Annotated in this window: 23 protein-coding genes; 15 read left to right on the forward strand and 8 right to left on the reverse strand. The window is 61.6% G+C overall.

Annotated features, from left to right (window positions below; genetic code table 11):
- Positions 1–16 precede the first annotated feature (16 nt).
- Complete coding sequence (locus Q0O99_RS04770; protein WP_293749097.1) at positions 17–1,465, forward strand: pitrilysin family protein; 1,449 nt, start codon at positions 17–19, stop codon at positions 1,463–1,465.
- 56 nt (positions 1,466–1,521) lie between these two features.
- A complete protein-coding gene (locus Q0O99_RS04775; protein ID WP_293749147.1) occupies positions 1,522–2,886 on the forward strand; it encodes a pitrilysin family protein in 1,365 nt (454 codons plus the stop codon).
- 18 nt (positions 2,887–2,904) lie between these two features.
- Here the strand turns inward: Q0O99_RS04775 and Q0O99_RS04780 are convergent, their stop codons facing one another.
- Complete coding sequence (locus Q0O99_RS04780; protein ID WP_293749099.1) at positions 2,905–3,441, reverse strand: hemerythrin domain-containing protein; 537 nt, start codon at positions 3,439–3,441, stop codon at positions 2,905–2,907.
- A gap of 240 nt (positions 3,442–3,681) precedes the next feature.
- On the opposite strand from Q0O99_RS04780, the gene rsmD reads away from it, so the two are divergent.
- Complete coding sequence (gene rsmD, locus Q0O99_RS04785) at positions 3,682–4,380, forward strand: 16S rRNA (guanine(966)-N(2))-methyltransferase RsmD (RefSeq protein WP_293749101.1); 699 nt, start codon at positions 3,682–3,684, stop codon at positions 4,378–4,380.
- On the forward strand, positions 4,377–4,883 hold the full coding sequence (gene coaD, locus Q0O99_RS04790; RefSeq protein WP_293749103.1) for a pantetheine-phosphate adenylyltransferase: 507 nt from the start codon (positions 4,377–4,379) through the stop codon (positions 4,881–4,883). The genes rsmD and coaD overlap by 4 nt, the downstream gene beginning before the upstream one ends.
- A 121-nt stretch (positions 4,884–5,004) precedes the next feature.
- Here the strand turns inward: coaD and recJ are convergent, their stop codons facing one another.
- From recJ to Q0O99_RS04805, 3 genes are read right to left on the reverse strand one after another with little or no spacing between them, the layout of a single operon-like run.
- Entirely contained in the window at positions 5,005–6,714 is a 1,710-nt protein-coding gene (gene recJ / locus Q0O99_RS04795) for a single-stranded-DNA-specific exonuclease RecJ (RefSeq protein WP_293749105.1), read from the reverse strand.
- A gap of 18 nt (positions 6,715–6,732) precedes the next feature.
- A complete protein-coding gene (locus tag Q0O99_RS04800; protein WP_293749107.1) occupies positions 6,733–7,683 on the reverse strand; it encodes a hypothetical protein in 951 nt (316 codons plus the stop codon).
- 21 nt (positions 7,684–7,704) lie between these two features.
- On the reverse strand, positions 7,705–8,403 hold the full coding sequence (locus Q0O99_RS04805) for a DUF2076 domain-containing protein (protein WP_293749109.1): 699 nt from the start codon (positions 8,401–8,403) through the stop codon (positions 7,705–7,707).
- A gap of 187 nt (positions 8,404–8,590) precedes the next feature.
- On the opposite strand from Q0O99_RS04805, the gene Q0O99_RS04810 reads away from it, so the two are divergent.
- The 10 genes from Q0O99_RS04810 (at position 8,591) to Q0O99_RS04855 (ending at position 18,822) form a co-directional block, all read left to right on the forward strand.
- Positions 8,591–9,859: a lipoprotein-releasing ABC transporter permease subunit gene (locus Q0O99_RS04810; protein WP_293749111.1), complete on the forward strand. Its 1,269-nt coding sequence runs from the start codon at positions 8,591–8,593 to the stop codon at positions 9,857–9,859.
- Entirely contained in the window at positions 9,852–10,550 is a 699-nt protein-coding gene (gene lolD / locus Q0O99_RS04815; RefSeq protein ID WP_293749113.1) for a lipoprotein-releasing ABC transporter ATP-binding protein LolD, read from the forward strand. The genes Q0O99_RS04810 and lolD overlap by 8 nt, the downstream gene beginning before the upstream one ends.
- A 14-nt stretch (positions 10,551–10,564) precedes the next feature.
- Positions 10,565–11,404, forward strand: a complete 840-nt coding sequence (locus tag Q0O99_RS04820; protein ID WP_293749115.1) for a TatD family hydrolase — start codon at positions 10,565–10,567, stop codon at positions 11,402–11,404.
- Entirely contained in the window at positions 11,401–12,159 is a 759-nt protein-coding gene (locus tag Q0O99_RS04825) for a spermidine synthase (RefSeq protein ID WP_293749117.1), read from the forward strand. Before Q0O99_RS04820 ends, Q0O99_RS04825 begins: the two co-directional genes overlap by 4 nt.
- A gap of 146 nt (positions 12,160–12,305) precedes the next feature.
- On the forward strand, positions 12,306–12,794 hold the full coding sequence (locus Q0O99_RS04830; protein ID WP_293749119.1) for a tripartite tricarboxylate transporter TctB family protein: 489 nt from the start codon (positions 12,306–12,308) through the stop codon (positions 12,792–12,794).
- 12 nt (positions 12,795–12,806) lie between these two features.
- Positions 12,807–14,318 carry a tripartite tricarboxylate transporter permease gene (locus tag Q0O99_RS04835; RefSeq protein WP_293749121.1) on the forward strand — a complete coding sequence of 504 codons (1,512 nt, stop codon included), beginning with the start codon at positions 12,807–12,809 and terminating at the stop codon, positions 14,316–14,318.
- Positions 14,319–14,502: 184 nt separating this feature from the next.
- The gene (locus Q0O99_RS04840; RefSeq protein WP_293749123.1) at positions 14,503–15,477 is read left to right on the forward strand and encodes a tripartite tricarboxylate transporter substrate binding protein; all 975 of its coding nucleotides are present in this window, start codon (positions 14,503–14,505) and stop codon (positions 15,475–15,477) included.
- Between the two features lies 1 nt (position 15,478).
- Complete coding sequence (locus Q0O99_RS04845) at positions 15,479–17,101, forward strand: gamma-glutamyltransferase family protein (RefSeq protein WP_293749125.1); 1,623 nt, start codon at positions 15,479–15,481, stop codon at positions 17,099–17,101.
- Positions 17,101–18,006, forward strand: coding sequence for a DMT family transporter (locus Q0O99_RS04850; RefSeq protein ID WP_293749127.1), 906 nt, complete (start codon positions 17,101–17,103; stop codon positions 18,004–18,006). Before Q0O99_RS04845 ends, Q0O99_RS04850 begins: the two co-directional genes overlap by 1 nt.
- Before the next feature lie 15 nt (positions 18,007–18,021).
- Positions 18,022–18,822: an SDR family oxidoreductase gene (locus Q0O99_RS04855; RefSeq protein WP_293749129.1), complete on the forward strand. Its 801-nt coding sequence runs from the start codon at positions 18,022–18,024 to the stop codon at positions 18,820–18,822.
- Positions 18,823–18,839: 17 nt separating this feature from the next.
- Here Q0O99_RS04855 and Q0O99_RS04860 read toward each other — a convergent pair whose 3' ends face one another.
- Both Q0O99_RS04860 and Q0O99_RS04865 read right to left on the reverse strand, forming a co-directional pair.
- Positions 18,840–20,165, reverse strand: coding sequence for an NAD(P)/FAD-dependent oxidoreductase (locus Q0O99_RS04860; protein ID WP_293749131.1), 1,326 nt, complete (start codon positions 20,163–20,165; stop codon positions 18,840–18,842).
- 351 nt (positions 20,166–20,516) lie between these two features.
- Positions 20,517–21,416: a DMT family transporter gene (locus tag Q0O99_RS04865; RefSeq protein ID WP_293749133.1), complete on the reverse strand. Its 900-nt coding sequence runs from the start codon at positions 21,414–21,416 to the stop codon at positions 20,517–20,519.
- Positions 21,417–21,549: 133 nt separating this feature from the next.
- Here Q0O99_RS04865 and Q0O99_RS04870 point away from each other — a divergent pair, with 133 nt between their 5' ends.
- Positions 21,550–22,533: a quinone oxidoreductase gene (locus Q0O99_RS04870; RefSeq protein ID WP_293749135.1), complete on the forward strand. Its 984-nt coding sequence runs from the start codon at positions 21,550–21,552 to the stop codon at positions 22,531–22,533.
- Between the two features lie 111 nt (positions 22,534–22,644).
- Here Q0O99_RS04870 and Q0O99_RS04875 read toward each other — a convergent pair whose 3' ends face one another.
- Both Q0O99_RS04875 and Q0O99_RS04880 read right to left on the reverse strand, forming a co-directional pair.
- Complete coding sequence (locus tag Q0O99_RS04875; RefSeq protein ID WP_293749137.1) at positions 22,645–23,793, reverse strand: aminotransferase class V-fold PLP-dependent enzyme; 1,149 nt, start codon at positions 23,791–23,793, stop codon at positions 22,645–22,647.
- Between the two features lie 192 nt (positions 23,794–23,985).
- The coding region (locus Q0O99_RS04880; RefSeq protein WP_293749139.1) for a thioredoxin family protein at positions 23,986–24,466 on the reverse strand (481 nt) is incomplete at its 5' end.

Below are 24,466 nucleotides of genomic sequence, written 5' to 3' on the forward strand. Positions count from 1 at the left end.
AAGGATCATGCATTCTATGAAACCAAACTTTCTCTTGGGACTTTCGCTGGCATCAGCCCTGCTGGCCAGCAGCTTCAGCGCCACGGCGCTGGCCCCGCAAGGTCAAACGGCCTCACAACCCACAGGCCAGGCCCCAGCAGCCAGCGCGGCCCAAGTCCACACCTTCACTTTGGCCAATGGCATGGGCTTGTGGGTCAAACCCGACCGCCGTGCCCCCACCGCGGTGCACATGGTGTGGCTGCGCGTGGGCTCCATGGACGAGGTGGACGGCACCAGCGGCGTGGCCCATGTGCTGGAACACATGCTGTTCAAAGGCACGCCCACGCTGGTACCAGGCGAATTTTCGCGCCGTGTGGCGGCCTTGGGTGGGCGAGAAAACGCCTTCACCGCCAAGGACTACACCGGTTACTTCCAGCAAATCCCCTCCCGCCAACTCGAAGCCGTGATGCGCCTGGAGTCGGACCGTTTTGCCAACAACCAGTGGCCCGATGCCGAGTTCGCCAAAGAGCTGGAGGTGGTGAAGGAAGAGCGCCGCCTGCGCACCGACGACAACCCCCGCGCGCAGTTGCACGAAATGCTCTCGGCCACCGCTTTGTCGGCCTCGCCCTACCGCCGCCCCATCGTGGGCTGGATGAGCGATCTGGAGGCCATGACAGCGCAAGACGCCCGTGACTTTTACCGCAAGTGGTACACCCCGGCCAACGCGGTCGTGGTGGTGGCGGGCGATGTAGACCCGTTGCAAGTCAAGGCGCTGGCCGACCAGTATTACGGCAGCATCCCGACCCGAGCGGTGCCCGATCGCAAACCCCGGGACGAGCCGGCGCAGCAAGGCCTGCGCCGCCTCGAATTCAAAGCTCCGGCCGAGCAGTCGTATGTGGCGCTGGCCTTCAAGGTGCCGCGCCTGGCCAGCTTGGCGGTCACGCCCGAGCATGACGACGCCTTGGCTTTGACCGTGTTGGCCGCCGTGCTGGATGGCTACAGCGGTGCGCGTCTGGACCGCGCCCTGACGCAGGGCGACAAGCGCTTGGCTGACAGCGCCGGGGCCTACAACGGCCTCATGGGCCGGGGTCCACAGTTCTTTTACCTGGAAGGCGTGCCCGCCAAAGGCCAAACGCCACAAGCACTCGAAGCCGCCTTGCGCGCACAAGTGCAGCGCGTGGCCACCGAAGGCGTGAACAAGGCCGAGCTGCAGCGCGTGAAAACCCAATGGGTGGCCAGCGAAATTTACAAACTCGACTCGGTGTTCAACCAGGCCCGTGAACTGGGCGTGGCCTGGACGCTGGGACTGCCACCCGACTACGGGGCGCAGCTGATCGCCCGTTTGCGCCAAGTCACGCCCGCCCAGGTGCAGGCCGTGGCGCAAAAGTATTTTGGTGACGACAACCTCACCGTGGCCACCTTGCTGCCTCAGCCTTTGTCGGGCCAGCCCCGTGCGCGTCGCGCCGCGCCGGGAGCCCGCCATTGAACCGCGCGCATCTCTTGAAAGTCACACCCCCCATGTTTTTGATGCCATCTTGGTCCATGACCGCACGGGCTTTGCACCGTTCAGCTTTGGTGCTGGCCTGCTGGGGCGCGGTGGGGTGGGCGCACGCGTCCTTGCCTATTCAACACTGGACCCAGCCCAGCGGTGCGCGCGTGTTTTTGGTCGAGAGCCACGCCATTCCCATGGTCGATGTGCAGATCGACATCGACGCGGGCAGCCGCCGCGATCCGGCGGCGCAGGCGGGCCTGGCCTCGGTCATGGCGGGGCAAATGGCCAATGGCACCCGCGCTGAGCCACAAGTTCAAGGACAGGGCCAAGGCCCGTACCCCCAGGCCCTGGATGAAAACCAGATTGGCGAAGCCTGGGCTGACTTGGGGGCGAGCTTTGGGGGCAGCGCAGGCGGTGACCGCATGAGCTTTGGCCTGCGCAGCCTGAGCTACCCGGATCTGCTGGACAAAGCTGTGGCCTTGGCCGCACGTCAAATGGCGCACCCGGTTTTTCCTGAAGCCCTGTGGCTGCGCGACCGCGAGCGCATCAGTGCGTCCATCCGAGAGTCGCTGACCAAGCCCGGCACGGTGGTGCAGCAGCGCTTTGCGCAGGCGGTGTATGGCACTCACCCTTATGGCTTTCGTGCTACACCTGAGAGCTTGTCGCGCATCGGCGCGCAAGACCTGAAAAATCTGCACGCCCAGGCTTTGCGCGCTTGCCGCGCCACGGTGAGCGTGGTGGGGGCTTTGACCCGGGCTCAGGCCGATGCTTTGGTGCAGCGCCTGCTGGCGCAGTGGCCCCGCGAATCAGTTTGCCCAAGCCTGCCGCCCGTGCCCGAAGTGGCCCCGTTGGTCGCCGCACAAAACCTGAACTTGCCCTTTGACTCGGCCCAGGCCCATGTGCTGATCGGTCAGCCCGGTTATAAGCGCACCGACCCCGATTTTTTTGCGCTGCTGGTGGGCAACCACATTTTGGGCGGCGGCGGTTTTGTCTCGCGCCTGACCGAGCAGGTGCGCGAAAAACGCGGCCTGAGCTACAGCGTGTACAGCGCTTTTTCCCCGGGCCTGCACGCTGGCGCATTCACTGTGGGGCTGCAAACCCGCCCCGACCAGGCCACGCAAGCAGTGGCCGTGGCCCAAGAGGTGGTGCAAAATTTTGTGCGCCAGGGCCCGACCGAGGCCGAATTGCAAGCGGCCAAATCGAACCTGGTGGGGGGCTTTGCGCTGCGCATTGACAGCAACCGCAAGCTGCTGGACAACGTGGCCAACATCGCCTGGAACCGGTTGCCGCTGGACTACCTGAGCACCTGGACGCAGCAAATCGAGCGCGTCAGCGCCGCCGATATTCAACGCGCCATGGCCCGGGTGTTGCAGCCCGAGCGCATGGTGACCGTGGTGGTGGGTGCTGCGCCCTGATCGGGGCCTTTGGCCGGGTCAAATGTACGCCGCAAATTGCGGCACATGCCGCATGTGCAGGCTCAGGCCCAAAGCCGCCATGTGGTTGCCGTTGCGCCCCAAAACCTTTTGCGCCAAGGGCAAAAAAGCCTGTTCTTCCAACTGGGCGTGGGCCTGGTAGCGCTGCACCATGGCCTGCAGCGCCAGCACATCGAGTGCAGTGTCCTGGCCCTTGGCCACTTTGCGCAAGCCTGACGCCAGCGAGGCCCAGAGTTTTTCCAAAGCCCGGTGGTCGTGGGTCAGTTGCTCGATCAGCGTGTCCACCTGAAGGCGTTCGGCACCGGCTTGTGCGCTTTGGGCCACCGCCGGAAAGAGGTCTTTTTCTTCCTCGCTGTGGTGGCTGTGCAAGGCCTTGTCAAAAAAGGCCAAGGATTCGTTGGCAATTTTTCGCGCCTGGGCCGCAGGCCCCAGCAAAGCAGGCAAATCGCCCAAGCGCGACAACTGCGCAAAGATGCTCAAGTGGCCGTTGGCGAAATGCGTGATCGGGGCGTTGGTATCTTGGTCGCTGTTGTGCATGAGGAGTGTTCCTCTTGAAAAGGTAGGCATCACTTTAAGGGGCTACACCCGCCTTGCCCAGTGCGATCTGAGCCGGATTTGATGTGCATCATGCGTGGCCAATGACACAGATCAAACCCGGTTGAAACGGTTGAAAACCAGGCCAAAGCGCAGGAATGAGGCCAGTGCCTTGGGTGGCGTTGGGTGCGCATCGGATGGGGGCCTGCTCAGCCCCTCTGCGCCCCTTTACACTTGCAGCCTATGCCCTCATCCCCTTCCCAACGCGCATCGAAAGACGGCGCTGCCCGCCACGCCGCCGCCAAAAAGCCCCAAAACCCGGTGCCCAAAGGCCCGCCCTCGCACGAGATCCGCATCATCGGCGGGCAGTGGCGTCGCACCCGACTCAAGGTGCTGGACAAACCAGGCTTGCGGCCCACGCCCGACCGTGTACGCGAAACCCTGTTCAACTGGCTGGGCCAGGACCTGAGCGGCTGGCGCTGTGTGGACGCGTTTGCAGGCACAGGTGTGCTGGGCCTTGAGGCTGCATCGCGTGGCGCGGCGCATGTGCTGATGGTCGAGCAAGACGCCGTGCTGGTGCGCGATTTGCAAGAGAACGCCGCCCGCCTGAAAGCCAGCATGGTGAGCGTGCAGCGCGGCGACGCGGTGAGCACTTTGGGCCGTTTGCCTGCGGGCAGTGTGGACCTGGTCTTCATCGATCCGCCTTTTGATGGCCCCTGGTTTGAGCCTGCGCTCAAAGCGGCGGCCCGTGCCGTGCCCGTGGGCGGCTGGATTTACCTGGAGGCGCCTGTGGCCTGGCCTGCCCAGGCGCTGGGTGCTTTGGGCTTGCACAGCGAGCGCCACCTGAAGGCAGGTGCGGTGCATGCGCATTTGTTGCAACGGGTCAGTCCTGAATCTGCCCCCACCTCTATTGCCATTCCTGTTGAAGGAGACACGCTATGAGCCGATCTGCCAATGCCGCTGTGACCGCTGTTTATTCCGGCACCTTTGACCCGCTGACGCTGGGCCACGAAGACGCGATCCGCCGTGCCGCACAGATGTTTGACCAGGTCATCATTGCCGTGGCTGTGGCGCACCACAAAAAAACCGTGTTCAGCCTGGACGAGCGCGTGGCCTTAGCGAAAGCCGCGCTGGCTGATTGCCCGAACGTGAAGGCGCTGCCGTTTGACGGCCTGATCGTGGAGTTTGTGCGGGCGCAAAACGCCCAAGTGATCGTGCGCGGCCTGCGCTCGTTGACCGATTACGACTACGAAACCCAGATGTCGGGCATGAACCGCCACCTGGCGCCTGAAATCGACACGGTTTTTCTGTATACCAGCGCCCACGTGCAGCACATCAGTAGTACGCTGGTGCGCGAAATCGCCAAGCTCGGCGGTGATGTGTCAGGTCTGGTGTCCGCCCCGGTGCTCAACGCCTTGCAGGCCAAGGTCGCGACCAAGCAATGAAGGTGCATGTCGGGGCTGAAGCCGCCGACCTACAGATACATGGCCCCGTAGGCAATGTCGGGCCTACACCTCTTACTTGCCCAACTCGACTTGTAGGTCGGGCCTTCAGGTCCGACATTCTTCAAACCTCCGCGCCTTCGACCAAAAACCGCACCCGCTTTTGCCCCTGCCACTCGTCGGCGTCCAGCCGATAAGCCAGCTTCACGCGCGCAGGCAGCGGCTCGGTGCGGCCAAACCAGATGCCGTCGACCGGTTGGCCCTGGTGCTTCATCTTGAGCGACAGGTGTTTCTCACCCACCAGGCGCTGCGACACGATCTCGATCTCTTCGCAAAAAACGGGCGGTGCAAAGCCCTGGCCCCAGACCTCGTGGTGCAACATGTCCACCAAATCGACTCGGCGGTATTCGGCAGGCAGCGGCCCGTCGGTTTCCAGGCGGCGTTGCAGCGTGGCGGCGTCCAGCCATTCCAGGGCCACCTGGTTCAGGGTTTCCTCAAACACATCGAGGTGTTCTTCGGCCACCGTGCAACCTGCCGCCATGGCGTGCCCGCCAAAGCGCAGCAACACGCCCGGGGCGCGCTTGGCCACCAGATCGAGCGCGTCGCGCAAATGAAATCCCGCAATCGAGCGGCCTGAGCCTTTGAGTTCGTGCTCCTTGCCCGGCGCGCTGCTGGCCGCGAACACAAAAGTGGGGCGGTGCAGCTTGTCCTTGATGCGCGAGGCCACGATGCCGACCACGCCTTCGTGAAAATCCGGGTCGAACACGCAAATGGCCGGGGGCGGCTCGTCGCCTTCGTCAAACAGCGACTCGGCCATTTCCATCGCCATTTCGCGCATGTCGCCCTCGATCACGCGGCGCTCGCGGTTGATCGCATCCAGTTGTTTGGCCAACTCGTCGGCGCGGCCCGCGTCGTCGGTCAACAGGCATTCGATGCCCAGGGTCATGTCGGCCAGGCGGCCTGCCGCGTTGATGCGCGGCCCCAAGGCAAAACCAAAGTCAAAGGTGGTGGCCTTGGCGGTTTCGCGGCTGGCGGCCCGCATCAGCGCCGACATGCCGGGGGGCAATGCGCCCGCCCGCACGCGGCGCAAACCTTGCGCCACCAGGCGGCGGTTGTTCGCATCGAGCTTGACCACATCGGCCACCGTGCCCAGCGCCACCAAGGGCAGCAGGGCGTCCAACCTCGGTTGGTTGCTGGCATCGAACACGCCGCGCTGGCGCAACTCGGCGCGCAAGGCCAGCAGCACATAAAACATCACACCCACACCCGCGATGGACTTGCTGGTGAAGTTGCAGCCGGGCTGGTTGGGGTTGACGATGACTTCGGCCGAAGGCAGTTCGCTGCCGGGCAAATGGTGGTCGGTCACCAGCACCTGCAGGCCCAGGGCTTGCGCCGCTTGCACGCCCGCCACGCTGGCAATGCCGTTGTCCACCGTGATCAACACATCGGCCCCTTGTGCGTGCACACGCTCGGCAATCGGTGGGGTCAGGCCGTAGCCGTCCACCACGCGGTCGGGCACCAGATAACTCACGTGGCTTGCGCCCAGCATGCGCAGGCCGCGCACGCCCACGGCGCAGGCGGTCGCGCCGTCGCAGTCGTAGTCGGCCACGATGCACAGGCGCTTGTTTTGCGCCATGGCATCGGCCAACAACTTTGCCGCTTCGTGCGTGCCCAGCATGCTGGCCGGGGGCAGCAACAGGTTCAGTGCATCGTCGAGTTCGTCTTTGGACAACACGCCGCGGGCGGCATACAGGCGGGCCAGCAAGGGGTGGATGCCTGCTTGTTCCAACGCCCAGGCGCTGCGGGGGGGCACATCTCGGGTGAGCAAATTCATGGGGGCTTCAGGGAGAGTTCAGGAGGCAATGAGGGCTTGGAGTGCCGCTGCAGGGGAGGTTTTTTTAAACAGGCGGGTGATCCGCTGGTGCCAAGCCGCAGGCCCGGCTGTGTAAGTGTGGGCCGTGTGTTCGCTGCACAGGCTGAGCGTACCCTGGCCGGTGGTTTTGACGTGTTGCAACAAGTCGGCCACGGCACTGGCATCGAGTTGTTGCCAAGCTTGTTGCCAGGCCTGCACTTGGCCGTGCAAGGCGGCTGACCGCAAGGTGGTTGAAACGGTCACTGAGGGCGGCGCAGACACCGGGCCAGTGACGGGCAGCGTGCCCGCGCCGTGCAGCCAAAAAGCGTTCACGGTGTGCTGCCTGCGGGCGTCGCGGGCGTCGTTCACCGGGTGGTTGTACAGCAGCATCTGCATTTCGCTTTGCAGGCGTTGCAGCGGCCGGGCCGCGGGGTGGTCGGGCAGCCAGTCTTTGACGTTTTGGCCGATCACCCGGTCGAGCGATGGGGTGGGTAAATCGGTCAGCATCGCCCCTTGGGCATGCCACAGCCAGGCGCTGTGCCAAGTCACTTGCAAGCCGTCTTCTTGCAAAAACGGTTGCATGGCCTGCAGCAGTGACTGCGATTCTTCGTCCGACAGGTGCAAATGCGCTGGGTCGGCCATCACCACTTGGTCCATGCCGACTTGCCAGTGGCAGGGCGTCATCCAGGCTTGGGGTGCATTGCGGGGGTGGCCTTGTTGGGAGTGGTGCCAGGCGGCCCAGGGCAGGGCAGTGGCCGCAGGGGGCCATCCCAGCGCCTGGGCGTGCAGGCGTTCGTGCGGCAAGTGCAGCGGTGCGGTTTCAGGGTCTTGCAGCACGTGCTGGCGCTGCATCAGGCCCAGCACGGCTTGCAAATTCGGCAGTTGCAAGCGAGCCCAACTCTCAGGGCTGTTGAGGGCATGGCTGGCGGCGTAGGGAATGATCAAGTGCATGGGCCAGATGAAACTTGGGTTTCAAGCCCAGTCTTCCCCAGAGTCCCAAGAGCTGTCACCCGCATCGTCTGCCGATGCCTGTGGCGACACCAGACCAGGCAAGCTTTCATCTTGGGCGGTGCCCGAGGGCGATGCGAGGGAGTTTGCGGGGGCTGCGTCGGCGTTGGGTGCGGGTGAAGGCTTGTTGTGCCCCATGAGGTTTTGCACGCCCTGAAACAACAAGCCGCCCGCCACCACGCCCGCTGCGGTGGTGGCCACTTGGGCCATCATGCCGCCACCCCAAGCGCTGGTGGGGGCCTGCGCAGGCATGGCTGCTGGGCGTGTGGCCACAGGCGAGTTGGAGGCGAAATGGGCCGTGGCATTGTGGACTGGCATGGCTTTCGCAGGTGTTTCTGGCCCACGGCCCCAAGCCTGCGCGCCCGACATCCAAGAACCGTTGGAGGCGGGCGCGCTTGCTGGGGTGGTTTGGGTCGCTCGCCATTGGGCCAGCTGAGCCAACTGTTGCGCGCTTTGCGCCTCCAATTGCGCAATGCGGATTTGGGCCGCGTCCAGCGCCATGCCCAAACCCATGGCCCGCTGCACCAGCAGATAAGGGGCGTCGGCTTGAGCCCTGAACGCATCGCTGATGAGACCGTCTGCCGTGGGGTCTTTGGGGTCGGCACGCGTCTGGCGCAAAGCGCTCAAAAATTGCTGCAGCTGGTCACGTTCAGTGGTGTTCATCAGAGGAACCTTTCAGGCATGGGATGGGCCATTATGGACAAACACAAACCAAGCGGTCCAGGCGCTCACCTGCAAAGGCACACCGACCGCCAGTTCAAAAAACCGCAGGCCCCCTGAAGGGCGGTGGGCCTGCCTATTTGAGTCTGCCTGCGCAATGGGCGCGGTCGATTGGTCACAATAGCGGCCTATGTCTTTTTTCAAAAACATCCCCTACGAGCTGGTGCTGGGTTGGCGCTATACCCGTGCCGGCCGTGCCACGCGGCGAAACGGTTTCATTTCCTTCATTTCGGGCGTGTCCATGATGGGCATTGGCCTGGGCGTGGCCGCGCTCATCATCGTGCTGAGCGTGATGAACGGCTTTCAAAAAGAAGTGCGTGACCGCATGTTGGGCGTGGTCTCGCACATCGAGGTCTATGCCGCCGACGGCGCGGCCGTGGCCGATTTGCCGGCCTTGCTGGCCCGCCTGAAGGCGCACCCTCAGGTGCTGGGCGCCGCCCCCTTCATCACCGCGCAAGCCCTGTTGGCGCGCGGCGAGGACATGAAGGGCGTGCTGGTGCGCGGCATCGACCCGGCTCTGGAGCCCGAAGTCAGCGATTTGTCGAACGACACGCAAGCCGGGGTGCTGCAGCGCCTGCAGCCGGGGGAGTTCAGCTTGGTGCTGGGCCGCGATCTGGCCAACAACCTGTTCTTGCAAAGCGGCGACCCGGTGACCCTGGTCTCGCCGTCGGGCCAAGTGACCCCTGCGGGGGTGTTGCCGCGCATGAAGCAAATGGGCGTGGTGGGCACGTTTTCGTCAGGGCACTACGAATACGACTCGGCGCTGGCGCTGATGCATGTCGAAGATGCTGCCCGCATGTTTCGGCTGGATGGCCCCAGCGGCGTGCGCCTGAAGTTGCGCGATTTACACCAGGCGCGTGATGTAGCGCGGGACCTGCAACTGGATTTAGGGCCGCAGATTTTTGTGCGCGACTGGACGCAGCAAAACCGCACCTGGTTTGCTGCCGTGCAGGTGGAAAAACGCATGATGTTCATCATCCTCACCCTGATCGTGGCGGTGGCGGCTTTCAACTTGGTCAGCACCTTGGTGATGACGGTGACCGACAAGCGCGCCGACATCGCCATCTTGCGCACACTGGGGGCCAGCCCGCGCAGCATCATGGGCATTTTTGTGGTGCAGGGCGCCACGGTGGGCGTGATCGGCACCATGAGCGGATTGGGCTTGGGTCTGTTGGTGGCTTTCAACATCGACGTGATCGTGCCCGCGCTGGAAACCTTGTTCAACGCCAGCTTTTTGCCGCGCGACATTTACCTGATCAGCCGCATGCCCAGCGAGCCGCTGGCCAGCGACATCTGGCCTGTGGCCATCATCTCCCTGGTGCTGGCTTTTGTGGCCACGCTCTACCCCAGCTGGCGCGCCAGCCAGGTCAACCCGGCGGAGGCGCTGCGCTATGAATGACACGAAAAACGTGGGCACCGTGCTGCAGGCCCAGGGCTTGACCAAGCGTTTCACCGAAGGCCGCCTGGATGTCACCGTTTTGCAAGGCGTGGACCTGCAGGTTCATGCTGGAGAAACCTTGGCCATCGTGGGCGCCTCCGGCTCGGGCAAGAGCACCTTGCTGCATTTGCTGGGCGGGCTGGACGCACCCACGCAAGGCTCGGTGCAGCTCAAAGGCCAATTGCTGTCGGCCTTGAGCGCGGCCGAGCAAGGCCAGTGGCGCAACCGCTACCTGGGTTTTGTCTACCAGTTCCACCATTTGCTGCCCGAGTTCAGCGCTTTAGACAACGTGGCCATGCCGCTGTGGATTCGCCGCCAAGACCGCGCTGAAGCTGCTGCTGTGGCCACGCAGTGGCTGCAGCGTGTGGGCCTGGGCGAGCGCCTGCACCACCGGCCTGCCGAGTTGTCGGGCGGCGAGCGCCAGCGTGTGGCCCTGGCCCGGGCTTTGGTGAATGACCCCAGCTGTGTGTTGGCCGATGAACCCACCGGCAACCTGGACCGCGAAACCGCCGACGGCGTGTTTGCCATGATGCTGCAACTGGCCCGTGAGCGCGGCACCGCTTTCGTGGTGGTCACGCACGACCCCGCCTTGGCGGCGCGCTGTGACCGGCAATTGCATTTGGTCAAGGGCGTGCTGCAAGCGCCGGTTTGACTTGACATCGCGGGATGTGGATCGACACGCACTGCCACCTGGACGCGGCCGAGTTTGACGCCGACCGCGACGCGGTGCGCCAAGCCGCCCGGCAAGCCGGCGTGGCGCGCTGCGTGATCCCGGCGGTGCACGCCTCCCACTGGGTCAAGGTGGCGAAACTGGCCGAGCGGCATGGCGACGCTTACGCTTTGGGAATTCACCCACTGTATGTGCCGCAGGCCCAAGAGGCTGACTTGCTGGCGATGGACCTGGCCTTGACAAAACGCCGCGGTGACCCGCGCTTGGTGGCGATCGGTGAAATCGGGCTGGACTTTTTTGTGCCTGCGTTGTGCACGCCCGAGATGCGCGAGCGCCAATGGTTTTTTTACACTGCGCAACTCAAGCTGGCCCAACAACACGGCCTGCCCGTGATCTTGCATGTGCGCCGCTCAGCTGATCTTTTGCTCAAAGGCTTGCGCCAGTGCCCGGTGGTCTCGGGCATTGCGCACGCCTTCAATGGCAGCGCTCAGCAAGCGCAGGCTTTTGTGGACTTGGGTTTTGCGCTGGGCTTTGGCGGCACCTTGACTTACGAGCGTTCTTTGCAGCTGCGCCGCTTGGCCTGCGAGCTGCCGCTGAGCGCAATGGTGCTGGAGACCGACGCGCCTGACATCCCGCCCCAGTGGCTGTACCAAACCGCCGAGCAGCGGGCGCTGGGCGCAGCACAGGGGCGCAACAGCCCGGCCGAGTTGCCCCGCATCGCCCAGATACTGGCCGGTTTGCGGGGCCTGCCGCTCACCGATCTGGCGGCAGCCACCAGCGCCAATGCCTGCCGCGTGCTGCCCCAACTGGCTGCTCTGTACCATCTGGCCCCATGACCCGAAAAAAATCCATCGAACTGCCCGAAGTCAATTTTTCTGAAGACGGCGAGATCCGTTACTTGCATCTGGGCACCGAGTGGATTCAGGGCTCGATGTTTCTGGACCGGCCCTATGACATCGAGCTGGAATATGTGCAGCGCATGTTTGCGTGGTTGTTGTTTTTGCCGCCGGTCGAAGTCAAGGGCGCACACGCCATGCAGTTGGGGCTGGGCGCGGGCACCATCACCAAGTTTTGCCACAAAAAACTGAAGATGACCTGCACCGCCGTGGAGCTGAACCCGAGCGTGTTGCACGCTTGCCGGGGCTGGTTTCGCCTGCCGCCTGACGATGAGCGCCTGCGCGTGGTGCTCGCCGACGCGTCGCTGGAAATTCAAAAAGACGAATGGCGTGGCACCGTGGATGCGCTGCAGGTGGACCTGTACGACGAAGAAGCGGCCGCCCCGGTGCTGGACACGCCCGACTTTTACCGCCATTGCCGAGAACTTCTGACCCCGCAAGGCTGCATGACGGTCAACCTGTTTGGCCGCTCGTCGAGTTATGCCGAAAGTGTGGAAAAGATATGCGCCGCCTTTGGCGAAGATGCGGTGTGGGTATTCAAGCCCACGCGCGAGGGCAACGCCATCGTGCTGGCGCAGCGCACCGCCAGCCGCCCCTCGCGCGATGCACTGCAGCAAACGGCCAGTGCCATTGAAGAAAAATGGGGCTTGCCCGCTCCGAAATGGCTCAAGGTCTTCAAGCCCCTGACCCACTGAATGCCTCTCCCACATCCATGCTTTTACGGGGTCTGCATCAGGGTTAACCATGGTTTCGTCACCCCGGGGACATAGGTGTAACCCACATCCTCAAAGACGTCAGTTTCACGGAGAATCAGCACAACTCAAAACAGAGGAGATATCTCGTGATCATCAAGAGTCAAAAAGACTTTTTCGCAGGGCTGTTCTACACCGTAGCGGGTGCAGCCTTTGCCTATGGCGCAACCAGCTACAACGTGGGTACCGGTGCCCGCATGGGGCCAGGCTACTTTCCCTTGTTGCTCGGTGTTTTGCTGGCCATCATCGGTGCTTTTGTCATGTTCAAGGCCCTGACCGTGGAAACCCAAGACGGTGAAAAAATTGGCAAATGGGCCTGGAAGCCTCTGCTCTTCATCATCGCTGGCAACTTGTTGTTCGGTATTTTGCTGGGGGGCTTGCCCAAAATGGGCGTACCGGCCATGGGTTTGATCGTGGCGATCTTTGGCACGACCTTGGTCGTCAGCCTGGCCGGAGACACTTACAAACTCAAGGAAGTGCTGATTCTGGCCACCATCCTGTCCATCGGCAGTTACGGCGCATTTGTGAAGCTGTTGAATTTGCAGTTTCCCGTCTGGCCCACATTCATCACCGGTTGAGGAGAGAAATTCATGGAACTTTTTGACAACCTCGCGCTCGGTTTTGGGGTGGCGTTCACCTTTCAAAACCTGATGTACGCGTTCATCGGCTGTTTGCTGGGCACTTTGATTGGTGTGTTGCCGGGTGTGGGTCCTGTGGCCACCATCGCGATGCTGCTGCCAGCCACTTACGCACTGCCGCCCATTGCGGCTTTGATCATGTTGGCCGGTATTTATTACGGCGCCCAATACGGTGGCTCGACCACCGCGATTTTGGTCAACTTGCCCGGAGAAGCTTCGTCGGTCGTGACCATGATCGATGGCTACCAAATGGCCCGCAAAGGCCGCGCAGGCCCCGCTTTGGCGGCGGCCGGTTTGGGCTCCTTTTTTGCGGGTTGCGTGGGCACCTTGATCTTGGCCGCTTTTGCTGCACCGCTGACCGAAGTGGCCTTCAAGTTCGGCCCAGCCGAATACTTTTCGCTGATGGTCTTGGGTTTGATCGGTGCTGTGGTCTTGGCCTCTGGCTCGCTCATCAAAGCGGTCGGCATGATCGTGTTGGGCCTGTTGATGGGCCTGATTGGCACCGACGTGAATTCGGGCGTGGCGCGTTTCAGCTTCGATATTCCGGAATTGACCGACGGCGTGGGCTTCATCGTGATCGCCATGGGCGTGTTCGGTTATGGCGAGATCATCTCCAACCTGTCCAAGCCTGAGGAAGACCGCGAAGTCTTCACGGCCAAAGTGACAGGCTTGATGCCCACGGCACAAGACTTCAAGAACATAGCGCCTGCGGTGTTGCGTGGCACCGCTTTGGGCTCGGCTTTGGGCATCTTGCCTGGTGGCGGTGCACTGCTTGCGGCTTTCGCGGCCTACACCATTGAGAAGAAAACCAAGCTCGCTACGGGCGAAGTGCCTTTTGGCCAAGGCAACATCCGCGGTGTGGCTGCGCCAGAGTCGGCCAACAATGCCGCTTCGCAAACCTCGTTCATTCCCTTGCTGACGCTGGGCATTCCGCCCAACGCCGTGATGGCGCTGATGGTCGGTGCGATGACGATCCACAACATCCAGCCTGGCCCTCAGGTGATGACCAGCAACCCCGAGTTGTTCTGGGGCCTGATCGCGTCGATGTGGATCGGTAACGCGATGCTGATCATCTTGAACTTGCCCTTGATTGGTATTTGGATCAAGTTGCTGTCGGTGCCTTACCGCTGGTTGTTCCCGGCCATCGTGCTGTTCTGCGCGATCGGGGTGTATTCGACCAACAACAACACCTGGGACATCTGGATGGTGGCCATGTTTGGCGTGATTGGTTACGTCTTCATCAAGCTGGGCATGGAACCTGCGCCTTTGCTGTTGGGTTTCATCTTGGGCCCGATGATGGAAGAAAACCTGCGCCGCGCCATGCTCTTGTCACGTGGTGACTGGAGCGTGTTCGTCACTCGCCCCTTGTCGGCCAGTTTGCTGGCGGTGGCGGTGCTGCTGCTCATCATCGTGGCTTTGCCTTCCATCAAGTCCAAACGCCAAGAGGCTTTTGTGGAAGAGTGACGCATCTTTGGGTTTGAAGGGGCCTGATGGCCCCCTGCAACGGCCTCTTCGGAGGCCGTTCTCTTTGGAAGGGGTCTTTCTGGTGAAGACCGAGGTCTTGTCACTTGGGTGCTACAGCGGCGCATGGCCTCTGAGACAATCATTTTTTGATTTTTGCGTCAGACTTTGGTTGAGGACCACCACCATGAAAAAACGACATCTCCTTCGTGGCCTGTGCGCCGCCACCTTGGCCGTGGCCAGCCTGGGCCTGGCCCAAGCGCAGACCTACCCCAGCAAAGCCGTGCGCCTGATCGTGCCCTTCCCCGCGGGTGGCGCGACCGATTTGTTTGCCCGCACTTTGTCGCAAAAAATCAGCGAAAAACTGGGCCAAACCTTGGTGGTTGAAAACCGCCCGGGCGCAGGCGGCACCTTGGGCTCGGACCTGGCAGCCAAGGCCGCACCCGATGGCTACACGCTGCTCCTGTCGACCTCCAGCACGCACTCGATTGGCCCCAACCTGAACCCGCGCATGCCCTACGACGCGGTGCGCGACTTCACGCCCATTGCCCATTTGGGCAACGCGCCCAGCATCATGTTGGTGCCCAACAATTCGCCCGCCAAAACCGTCAAAGAGTGGATCGACTACGCCAAAAAGAACCCCGGCCGTTTGAACTACGCCTCAAGTGGCAACGGCACCATCGTGCAGTTGTCGGCCGAGTTGTTCAAGGCGCAGGCCGATGTGTTTGTGTTGCACATCCCCTACAAAGGCACGGCGCTGGCCATCCCTGATCTGATCACGGGCAAAGTGGACGTGCTGTTTGACAGCCTGCCCACGGGCATGCCGCATGTGCGCGACGGCCGCTTGCGTGCCCTGGGCGTGACCACCCTCAAGCCCACGGCGCTCGCACCAGGCATCCCAGCCATCGCCGATGTCTTGCCCGGCTACGAGTCCAACACCTGGTTCGGTCTGTTTGGCTCTAAAGGCTTGCCGCCCGAGGTGGTCAGTCGTGTCAACACCGCAGCCAACCAGGTGCTGCAAGACCCTGAGGTGATGGACAAGCTGCAGCGCTTTGGCATTGAGCCGGTGGGCGGCACGCCCGCCCAGTTCACCACCATGCTGGCCAGTGAATCGGCCAAATGGAAAAAAATCATCACTGAGCGCAAGATCACATTGGACTGACATGAACTTCGACTACCAATTCCCCTACACCAGCACCCGCCTGCCGCTGTTTGCGCGCAACATCGTGTCCACTTCGCACCCGCTGGCTGCGCAAGCGGGCCTGCGCATGATGCTCAAGGGCGGCAACGCGGTCGACGCGGCCATTGCCGCTGCCGCCGTCATCACCTTGACCGAGCCGGTCAGCAATGGTCTGGGCTCGGACGCCTTTGCCATCCTTTGGGACGGCAAAGAGTTGCATGGCCTGAACGCTTCCGGCCCGGCCCCGGCCACCTGGACGCCCGATTACTTTCACCGCAAGTACGGGGCCGATGCCAAAACACCGCCCAAGCGCGGCTTTGATTCGGTCAGCGTGCCCGGCGCGGTCGCGGGCTGGGTGGCCTTGAGTGAGCGCTTTGGCAAACTGCCCTTTGCCGATTTGCTGGAGCCTGCCATCGAGGTGGCCGAGCGCGGCTATTTGATCCCGGTGGTGGTGCAGCAAAAGTGGGAAGCCGCCACGCCCGAGCTGCAGTCGCAGCCGGGCTTTGCGCAGAGCTTCTTGCCCTGGGGCCGTGCGCCGCAGGTGGGCGAGTTGTTCCAGTTCAAAAACGCAGCGCGTGGCCTCAGGGCCATTGCTGCCACCAAAGGCCAAGCGCTGTATGGCGGCGAGATTGCCGAAGCCATCGAAAAGTTTGCCAAGGACAACGGCGGCAGCATCACCGCCAAAGACCTGGCCGATTACAAGCCCGAGTGGGTCAAGCCCATGGCGCAAGACTACCGGGGTTACACCCTGCACGAGATCCCGCCCAACGGCCAGGGCATCGCCGCTTTGATCGCGCTCGGCATCCTGTCTCACTTTGACCTGGCCAGCCACAAGGTGGACAGCGCCGATTCGCAGCACCTGCAGATCGAAGCCATGAAGCTGGCCTTTGCCGACGTGTACCGTTATGTGGCCGACCCGCGCTTCATGGAGCTGCCGCCTGAGCAAATGCTGGACCCGGCCTATCTGGCCAGCCGCGCCAAGCTGATCGACATGAAAAAGGCGCAGGACTTCAAGGCGGGCAACCCGGTCAAGGGTGGCACGATTTACCTCACGGCCGCCGATGAAAACGGCATGATGATCAGCTTCATCCAGAGCAACTACATGGGTTTTGGCTCGGGTGTGGTCGAGCCCACTTATGGCATCAGCCTGCAAAACCGAGGCCATGGTTTCAGCACCGACCTGCAGGGCCCCAACCCTGCCAACTTGGTGCTGCCGGGCAAGCGGCCGTTCCAGACCATCATCCCGGCTTTCCTCACCAAAGACGGTCAGCCTGTGATGAGCTACGGCGTGATGGGTGGCAACATGCAACCGCAGGGCCACATGCAAACCCTGGTGCGCATGCTCGACTACGGCCAGAACCCACAAACCGCCTGCGATGCGCCGCGTTGGCGCTTCAACACCGGCTTGAACATCAACGTCGAAGCCGCGATGAACGGCCAGACCGTGCAAGACTTGATCGCACGCGGGCATCAATTGGACGTCATCAACGACTCATACCAAGACTTTGGCGCAGGCCAGTTCATCTGGCGCATGGGCAATCCCGCTGTGGAGGGCTACCAAGCCGCCAGCGACCCGCGCCGCGACGGCCAGGCCGTTGGCTTTTGATGTCGGGCAATCCCCCGTCGCAACTCACCGCAGGTCTTTTGTTGGCCGCTGCAGGCTCGATCGCCTTCAGCGGCAAGGCCATCATCGTCAAGCTGGCTTACCGCTATGGCGTAGACGCTGTGACCTTGCTCATGCTGCGCATGCTGATGGCGCTGCCCATGTTTGCGCTGATGGCCTGGTGGGCAGGCCGGGACAAAGCGCCCCTGGAGCGGCAGGATTGGCTGGGTGTGCTGGGTTTGGGGTTTTGCGGTTATTACCTGTCGAGCTTTTTGGACTTTTGGGGGCTGGAGTACATCAGCGCTTCGCTCGAGCGCTTGATCCTTTACCTCAACCCCACGCTGGTGCTGGTGCTGGGTTGGTTTCTGTATAAAAAGCGCATTGCACAACGCCAAGCGGTGGCCATGGCCATCAGCTACTCGGGTGTGTTGTTGGTGTTTGGGCACGAGCTGAGTCTGGCGGGCACGAATGCCGCTTTGGGCGCGCTCTTGGTGTTTTTGAGCGCCGTGACCTACGCGGTCTACCTGACTTACAGCGGCCAGCTGGTCAAGCGTCTGGGCTCTTTACGCTTGGCGGGTTGGGCCAGCACGGCCGCTTGTGTTTTTTGCCTGCTGCAATTTGTCTTGCTCAGGCCTTTGGATGTATCGCAGGTGCATGAACAGGTGCTTTGGCTGTCGCTGCTCAATGCGGTGGCGTGTACGGCTTTGCCGGTGCTGCTGGTCATGATGGCCATTGAGCGCATCGGGCCGGGCCTGACGGCGCAAACCGGCATGATCGGCCCCATGTCCACCTTGCTGATGGGCGTGTGGATTTTGGGCGAACCTTTTAATGCATGGATCATCGCGGGAACCGCTCTGGTTTTGAGCGGTGTGTTTTGGGTCACGCGGCCAGACGGCCGCACTTCATAATTTCAGGAGATCAACATGGACTTGGGCATTGCAGGCAAATGGGCTTTGGTGGGTGGCGCAAGCAAGGGCTTGGGCTGGGGTTGCGCACGGGCCTTGGCCCTCGAAGGCGTGAACGTGGTCATGGTGGCACGCGGTGCCGAGGTGCTGAACAAAGCTGTGGACGACTTGCGCGCCGAAACAGGCGGCAAGGTGAAATTGATCGCTGTGGCGCAAGACATCACCACCGAAGCCGGACGCGAAGCCATCTGGAACGTGCCCGGTGGTCCCGGCAAAGATTACGACATCGTGGTCACCAACGCTGGCGGCCCGCCCCCTGGCGATTTCCGTGACTGGGACCGCGACGCCTGGATCAAGGCCATCGACGCCAACATGCTCACGCCCATTGAACTCATCAAGGCCACTGTGGACCGCATGGCCGCACGCGGCTTTGGCCGCATTGTCAACATCACCTCCAGCTCGGTGAAGTCTCCCATCGACGTGTTGGGCTTGTCCAACGGTGCGCGCAGCGGCCTGACCGGATTTGTGGCCGGCACATCGCGCAGCAAAATTGCGGGGCAGGGCGTGACCATCAACAACTTGTTGCCCGGCAAGTTCGACACCGACCGCATCCGCTCGACCTTGCCGGCCATGGCGCAAAAGGCGGGCAAGACGGTGGATGAGTTGCGCGTGATCCAGCAAGCACAGATTCCGGCAGGCCGCTATGGCAACCCGCAAGAGTTCGGTGCCATCTGCGCCTTTTTGTGCAGCCAGCACGCGGCTTACATGACGGGCCAAAACGTGTTGGCCGATGGTGGGGCCTATCCGGGCACGTATTGACGCGGGTCAGGAGCGGCTCAATGCAGCTTCACCGTCGGGTTGGTTTGTTTGGTGATCATGCGCGACAGGGTAAAGAGCGTGGTTTTGATGAGGCCGTGAATGGCCAGCTCATGCAATTTGTACAAAGACAGGTACATGAGCTTGGCAAAGTAACCTTCGATCATCAGACTCTTGCCTGTCAAGCCGCCCATCATGTTGCCTACCGTTGTGAACTTGCCCAGCGACACCAATGAGCCGAAGTCTCTGTAACGGTAGGCTTTCAGAGGCTGATGGGCCATGCGGCGTTTGATTTGCTGAAACATGTGCGTGGCCTGCTGGTGTGCGGCTTGCGCACGCGGGGGCACAAAGCCAGCCCGGCCGCCATCGGCATCAGAGCAGGGGCAAGCGGCGCAGTCACCCAACGCAAAAACATCGGGGTCGCGCGTGGTTTGCAGCGTATCGAAGACGACCAACTGGTTGATGCGGTTGGTTTCAAGACCGCTGAAGTCTTTCAAAAAATCAGGTGCTTTCACGCCTGCTGCCCACACCACCAGCTCAGATTCGATCTCGCGTCCATCGGCCAAACGAATGCCGGTGGGCGTGACCTCCATCACCTTGGAACTGGTGAGGACTTGGACACCCAGATGGGAGAGGAGTTTCTCTGTGGCTTGGGACATGCGTGGCTGCAAAGCAGGCAATATGCGGTCGGCCGCCTCGATCAAGCTGACTTTGATGTCCTTGTCCACGTCAATGCGGTCCAAGCCAAATGCCACCACCTCGCGCGTGGTGCGGTGCAGCTCTGCGGCCAACTCGACGCCCGTGGCACCCGCGCCAATGATGGCCACATGCAATTGACGTTTGTGAATGACTTCTGATTGGTGGTGCGCGCGGATACACGCATTGACCATCTTGGAATGGAATGACTTGGCGTCGTGTTGTGTTTCCAACTTCAGCGCGTACGCTTTGACGCCCTGGGTGCCAAAGTCGTTGCTCAAGCTGCCGATGCAAATCACCAGCGTGTCGTAGCTGATGCGCTGAGTGGGTGTGACGGCGACGCCATCCTCGTCCAAATAAGGCGCGAGCTCAATGGTTTTATGAGACCGGTCAAGCCCCGCGAGCTCACCGATGCGAAAAGTGAAGTGATGCCAATGGGCTTGGGCCATGTAATCGACTTCGTGGTCGCCCAGGTCCATGCTGCCCGAGGCGATTTCATGCAGCTTGGGCTTCCAAATGTGCGTGCGGTTTTTATCGACCAGGGTGACAACTGCACGCTTGTTTCGGCCATAGGCATGTCCCAGTCGGGTTGCGAGTTCCAGTCCCCCAGCGCCGCCACCCACGATGACGATTTTGTGTTGTTTGCTCATGTTTCGGCCCGCGTTTTTGCAATCAGTTCAGTTCGCCCATTCAAACGCCGCAAAGCCACTGCTGAGAAACATTCAATAAAAGGTCATTCCTATTATTTTGAAGGAAAAAACACTGACATCGCCTCGAATGTCCAGAATTTCCATGAATGGGGTATTTTTTATCGGTCGTTACACCTTATTGATTTGAAAGAATTTTTTCAATGACCGAGTTGCAACCTTCAGCCTCACCCTCGGATGCACCGCGAAAAGCACCAGTCGCAGTGAAAAAGTCGTTTGTAAAACGGCCGCCTGTGCTCGCATCCAGAATCAACTTCGGAACGCGTTGATCCAACTGCGCAAAAGCCCTGTGGCCTATGGCCTGGCCGACACCACGATCCCACCCACGATCAGCGCAAACGCGGCGATGTGATATAGGTGCGGCAGCTCGCCCAAAAACGCCGCTGACAAAATGGCAGCAAACAGCGGCGTCAGGTTGGCAAAAAAGCCGGCCACGGCTGGCCCAGCCTTTTGGATGCCCAATCCCCAGCAGCGGTAAGCCAGCACGGCCGGGCCCACCGCCACAAAGGCCAGCGCAGCGATCAAGGGCCAACTCCAGCGGATGTGGGCGTCGGTCAGGCCCCATTCCATGCCCGCAAACAAGCCCGACCAAGCCAGGCCGAACACCACCTGCGCGAGCAAAAAGGCCGCCCAGTCGTTGCGGATGGCTTCGGGTTCGTCCTTGCGGGAGAGCAGCCAGCTGTACCAGGACCAGCAGGCCGTGGCCAGCAAGATGAACAAATCGCCCACGACCAAACGCACCGCCATGAGCTGCGCCCAGTCGCCCCGCGACAACACCACCAGCACGCCAAAAATCGAGAGCACCGCCCCATACACCTGGACGCGCCGCACCGGCGCCTGAAAAAACAGTGCCCCAATACCCAACATCCAGACGGGCCCACTGGCCGCCACCAAGGTCACATTCAGCGGGGTGGAAGTTTGCAACGCCAGGTATTGCAGCGCGTTGTAGCAGCCCACGCCCAGCAAACTGAGCAGGGCAAAACGCCGCCAGTGCTGCCACATTCCGCTGCTGCGCCGCAGAACCCACGCCGCCAAGGGCAACAAAATGAACAAGGCCACGGCCCAACGTAAAAAGTTGAGCGTGATGGGTGGCACCCAATCGCTGACCAGACGGCCCACCACGGCATTGCCCGCCCACAGCAAAGGGGGGACCGTCAGAAGCAAAGCGGTCACGGGCGAAAGTTTTTGGGTCATGCGGCAATGTAGCGGCATTCGGGTTTTCCCGCTGTCGCCGAACTGTCCCGCCACCGTCCCTGTTCCCTGCTGGGAGACACGATTCGTGGCAAAGTCGCCAATTCAAAAACATCACTTCCACAGGAGATTTCCCATGAGCCTTGCAGTCCAGATCGACCAACACGGTGGTCCCGAAGTCATGAAACTGGTGGACGTCACCGTGGGCGAACCCGGCCCCGGTGAGATCCGCATCCGTCACAAGGCCATTGGCCTGAACTTCATCGATGTGTACCAGCGCAGCGGCCTGTACCAGCTGCCCATGCCGCTCAAGTTGGGCATGGAAGCCTCGGGCGTGGTCGAGGCCGTGGGCGAGGGCGTGTCGCACCTCAAGGTGGGTGACCGCGCTGCCTATGCCAGCCAGCCGCCCGGCAGCTACTGTGAGGTGCGTGTGATGCCCGCCAAATGCGTGTGCCATTTGCCCGATGCGATCTCGTTCGAGACGGGGGCGGCCATGATGCTGAAGGGCCTGACAGCGGAGTACTTGCTCAAGCGCACATCGCCCCAGGGGGGACTGCATGCGGGCGACTTTGTGTTGTTCCATGCAGCCGCCGGGGGTGTGGGCCTGATCGCCTCTCAGTGGGCCAAAGCCCTGGGCCTGCGCCTGATCGGCACCGCAGGCAGCGACGCCAAGTGCGCCTTGGCCAAAGCCAATGGCGCGGAGTTTTGCATCAACTATGCCACCGAGGATTTCCAGGCCAAGGTCAAAGAGATCACCGACGGCAAAGGCGTCAAGGTGGTTTACGACTCGGTGGGCAAAGACACCTGGGACAAGTCGCTGGACTGCCTGGCCCCCCTGGGTTTGATGGCCAGTTTTGGCAATGCTTCAGGCCCAGTGGCCCCGTTTGCGCCTGGCATTCTCGGCCCTAAAGGTTCGATTTATGTGACGCGCCAAACGTTGTTCAGCCACATCACCACGCGCGAAAACACGCAGGAAATGGCCGACGATTTGTTCGAGGCGGTGACCAGCGGCAAGGTCAAGATTCACATCGAGCAAACTTTCCCGTTGGCCAACATCCAAGACGCCCACACCGCGCTGGAAGCACGCAAGACCACGGGTTGCACCATCATCACTTTGTGAAGCTTGGGTGACGGCGCTTCGGCGCTGGAGGCCCATCACACGGCGTTGAATGGAAAAAAACCGCTGACCTGAATGGTCCGCGGTTTTTTTATGGCTGGCCTGTGCCGAGGCTCAAGCCGCCAGTTTGGCCTTGGGGGCAATGGTTTCCAGCGCACCGCTCAGGTGTTGCAGTGTGCGAGGCACCTGGTGCCATTTGTCCAGACCAAACAAGCCCATGCGGAAGGTGCGGAAGTCGGCAGGCTCGTCGCACTGCAGGGGCACGCCTGCGGCGGTTTGCAGGCCCAGCGCCAAAAACTTTTTGCTGCTTTGGATCTCGGGGTCCGTGGTGTAGCTGACCACCACACCAGGCGCTTCAAAACCGGGCGCGGCCACGCTGGGGAAGCCGTGCTCAAGCAACATTGACCGCACTTGGCGACCCAGCGCCATTTGCTCGTCGCGCACTTTGTCAAAACCATAGGCCTCGGTCTCCAGCATGGTCTCTTGCAAGCGCTGCAGCGCATCGGTGGGCAAGGTGGTGTGGTACATGTGGCCACCACTTTCGTAGGTTTCCATCACTTGCAGCCACTTTTTCAGGTCCATCGCGAAGGTGGTGCTGGTGGTGCTGTCAATCGCTTGGCGGGCGCGCTCGCTCAGCATGACCATGGCGCAGCAGGGCGAGCTGCTCCAGCCTTTTTGCGGCGCGCTGATCAACACGTCTACGCCTGTGGCTTGCATGTCCACCCACATGGCGCCCGAGGCGATGCAGTCAAGCACAAACAGGCCGCCCACCGCGTGCACCGCATCGGACACGGCCTTCAGGTAGTCGTCGGGCAGGATCATGCCGGCCGAAGTTTCGACGTGCGGGGCAAACACCAGTGCAGGTTTTTCTGAGGCAATGGCGGCTTTGACTAGCTCGATTGGGGCAGGGGCCCAGGCGGCTTGTGAGGACTCGGACACGCGGCGGGCCTTGAGCACGCTGTGGCTTTTGGGAATCTGGCCCATGTCAAAGATTTGCGTCCAGCGGTAGCTGAACCAGCCATTGCGGATCACCATGACGTGCTGGCCGGTGGCAAATTGCCGGGCCACCGACTCCATGCCAAAGGTGCCGCTGCCGGGCACCAGCGCGACCGAATGGGCACCGTAAACGCTTTTGAGCATGCGCGAGATGTCGGTCATCACGCCGCCAAAGCGTTGGGACATGTGGTTAAGAGAACGGTCGGTGTAGACCACCGAAAATTCGAGCAGACCGTCTGGGTCAATGTGGGGCAGCAATCCGGGCATGGGTGTCTCCTTTTTTCAAATCATAAGCCAGCTTACATGACCTTTGCTCGTGTGTCTTGGCCGAGTTTGGCTTTAGCCGTACTCAGGAGCTTGTTGGTATGCGAGGGAAAGGACGGGTTAGCGTCCGTGCCGCCTGGGCAGACGATGACAGCAAAACAAGCAGTCAGCGAACAAAAGCGAGGCCAGCTGGCCTCATGGCGCCGGGATTTTCAGCAGTTCCAAGTGCTGGCTCACGTTTAAGTAAGCTTTGACGCCCGATGGCAGTTCTTTGAGCTGCTTCAATTCTGGGGACAACAGCCAGAAGGATGGGAAGACCAAAGTCTTTGAGGTGTCCCCCACCAGAGTTTTGAATTGGTTAAAAGTCAGGCTTTGGTCTTTGATTTTCAAAGACATGCTTGGGCCGCGCAGCCAGGTTCGAATGTCCACCACCACGACCTCTGAGAATGCTTCCTTGAGTTCCGAGCGATGATCGGACAGAAATCGCTTGTAATCAAGGCAAGGTGGGCAGTCCTTTGCGCCGAGGTATAAAAAGATGGGCTTGCCGGTGCTTTTGGCGGTTTCAAGCGCCGGCGTGAGATCAAATACGCGCTCGCGCAGAGAGAATGGTGCTTCGACCACAACGGGGGCGTAATCGTTGGGGATGGCGGCATGGGCCGAAATCACCCAAAAACCA

The sequence above is a fragment of the Limnohabitans sp. Rim8 genome, from assembly GCF_945901735.1.
In the GTDB taxonomy this organism is placed as follows: Bacteria; Pseudomonadota; Gammaproteobacteria; order Burkholderiales; family Burkholderiaceae_C; genus Limnohabitans_A.

What these genes read in the sequence shown, in the direction of transcription:
- Q0O99_RS04845 (WP_293749125.1), top strand. Translation starts at nt 15,479, where the DNA reads ATGAACTTCGACTACCAATTCCCCTACACCAGCACCCGCCTGCCGCTG.
- Q0O99_RS04820 (WP_293749115.1), top strand. Translation starts at nt 10,565, where the DNA reads ATGTGGATCGACACGCACTGCCACCTGGACGCGGCCGAGTTTGACGCC.
- Q0O99_RS04775 (WP_293749147.1), top strand. Translation starts at nt 1,522, where the DNA reads ATGACCGCACGGGCTTTGCACCGTTCAGCTTTGGTGCTGGCCTGCTGG.
- Q0O99_RS04870 (WP_293749135.1), top strand. Translation starts at nt 21,550, where the DNA reads ATGAGCCTTGCAGTCCAGATCGACCAACACGGTGGTCCCGAAGTCATG.
- Q0O99_RS04825 (WP_293749117.1), top strand. Translation starts at nt 11,401, where the DNA reads ATGACCCGAAAAAAATCCATCGAACTGCCCGAAGTCAATTTTTCTGAA.
- Q0O99_RS04805 (WP_293749109.1), bottom strand. Translation starts at nt 8,403, where the DNA reads ATGAACACCACTGAACGTGACCAGCTGCAGCAATTTTTGAGCGCTTTG.
- Q0O99_RS04855 (WP_293749129.1), top strand. Translation starts at nt 18,022, where the DNA reads ATGGACTTGGGCATTGCAGGCAAATGGGCTTTGGTGGGTGGCGCAAGC.
- Q0O99_RS04860 (WP_293749131.1), bottom strand. Translation starts at nt 20,165, where the DNA reads ATGAGCAAACAACACAAAATCGTCATCGTGGGTGGCGGCGCTGGGGGA.
- rsmD (WP_293749101.1), top strand. Translation starts at nt 3,682, where the DNA reads ATGCCCTCATCCCCTTCCCAACGCGCATCGAAAGACGGCGCTGCCCGC.
- Q0O99_RS04865 (WP_293749133.1), bottom strand. Translation starts at nt 21,416, where the DNA reads ATGACCCAAAAACTTTCGCCCGTGACCGCTTTGCTTCTGACGGTCCCC.
- lolD (WP_293749113.1), top strand. Translation starts at nt 9,852, where the DNA reads ATGAATGACACGAAAAACGTGGGCACCGTGCTGCAGGCCCAGGGCTTG.
- Q0O99_RS04875 (WP_293749137.1), bottom strand. Translation starts at nt 23,793, where the DNA reads ATGCCCGGATTGCTGCCCCACATTGACCCAGACGGTCTGCTCGAATTT.
- coaD (WP_293749103.1), top strand. Translation starts at nt 4,377, where the DNA reads ATGAGCCGATCTGCCAATGCCGCTGTGACCGCTGTTTATTCCGGCACC.
- Q0O99_RS04800 (WP_293749107.1), bottom strand. Translation starts at nt 7,683, where the DNA reads ATGCACTTGATCATTCCCTACGCCGCCAGCCATGCCCTCAACAGCCCT.
- Q0O99_RS04850 (WP_293749127.1), top strand. Translation starts at nt 17,101, where the DNA reads ATGTCGGGCAATCCCCCGTCGCAACTCACCGCAGGTCTTTTGTTGGCC.
- Q0O99_RS04770 (WP_293749097.1), top strand. Translation starts at nt 17, where the DNA reads ATGAAACCAAACTTTCTCTTGGGACTTTCGCTGGCATCAGCCCTGCTG.
- recJ (WP_293749105.1), bottom strand. Translation starts at nt 6,714, where the DNA reads ATGAATTTGCTCACCCGAGATGTGCCCCCCCGCAGCGCCTGGGCGTTG.
- Q0O99_RS04835 (WP_293749121.1), top strand. Translation starts at nt 12,807, where the DNA reads ATGGAACTTTTTGACAACCTCGCGCTCGGTTTTGGGGTGGCGTTCACC.
- Q0O99_RS04810 (WP_293749111.1), top strand. Translation starts at nt 8,591, where the DNA reads ATGTCTTTTTTCAAAAACATCCCCTACGAGCTGGTGCTGGGTTGGCGC.
- Q0O99_RS04840 (WP_293749123.1), top strand. Translation starts at nt 14,503, where the DNA reads ATGAAAAAACGACATCTCCTTCGTGGCCTGTGCGCCGCCACCTTGGCC.
- Q0O99_RS04780 (WP_293749099.1), bottom strand. Translation starts at nt 3,441, where the DNA reads ATGCACAACAGCGACCAAGATACCAACGCCCCGATCACGCATTTCGCC.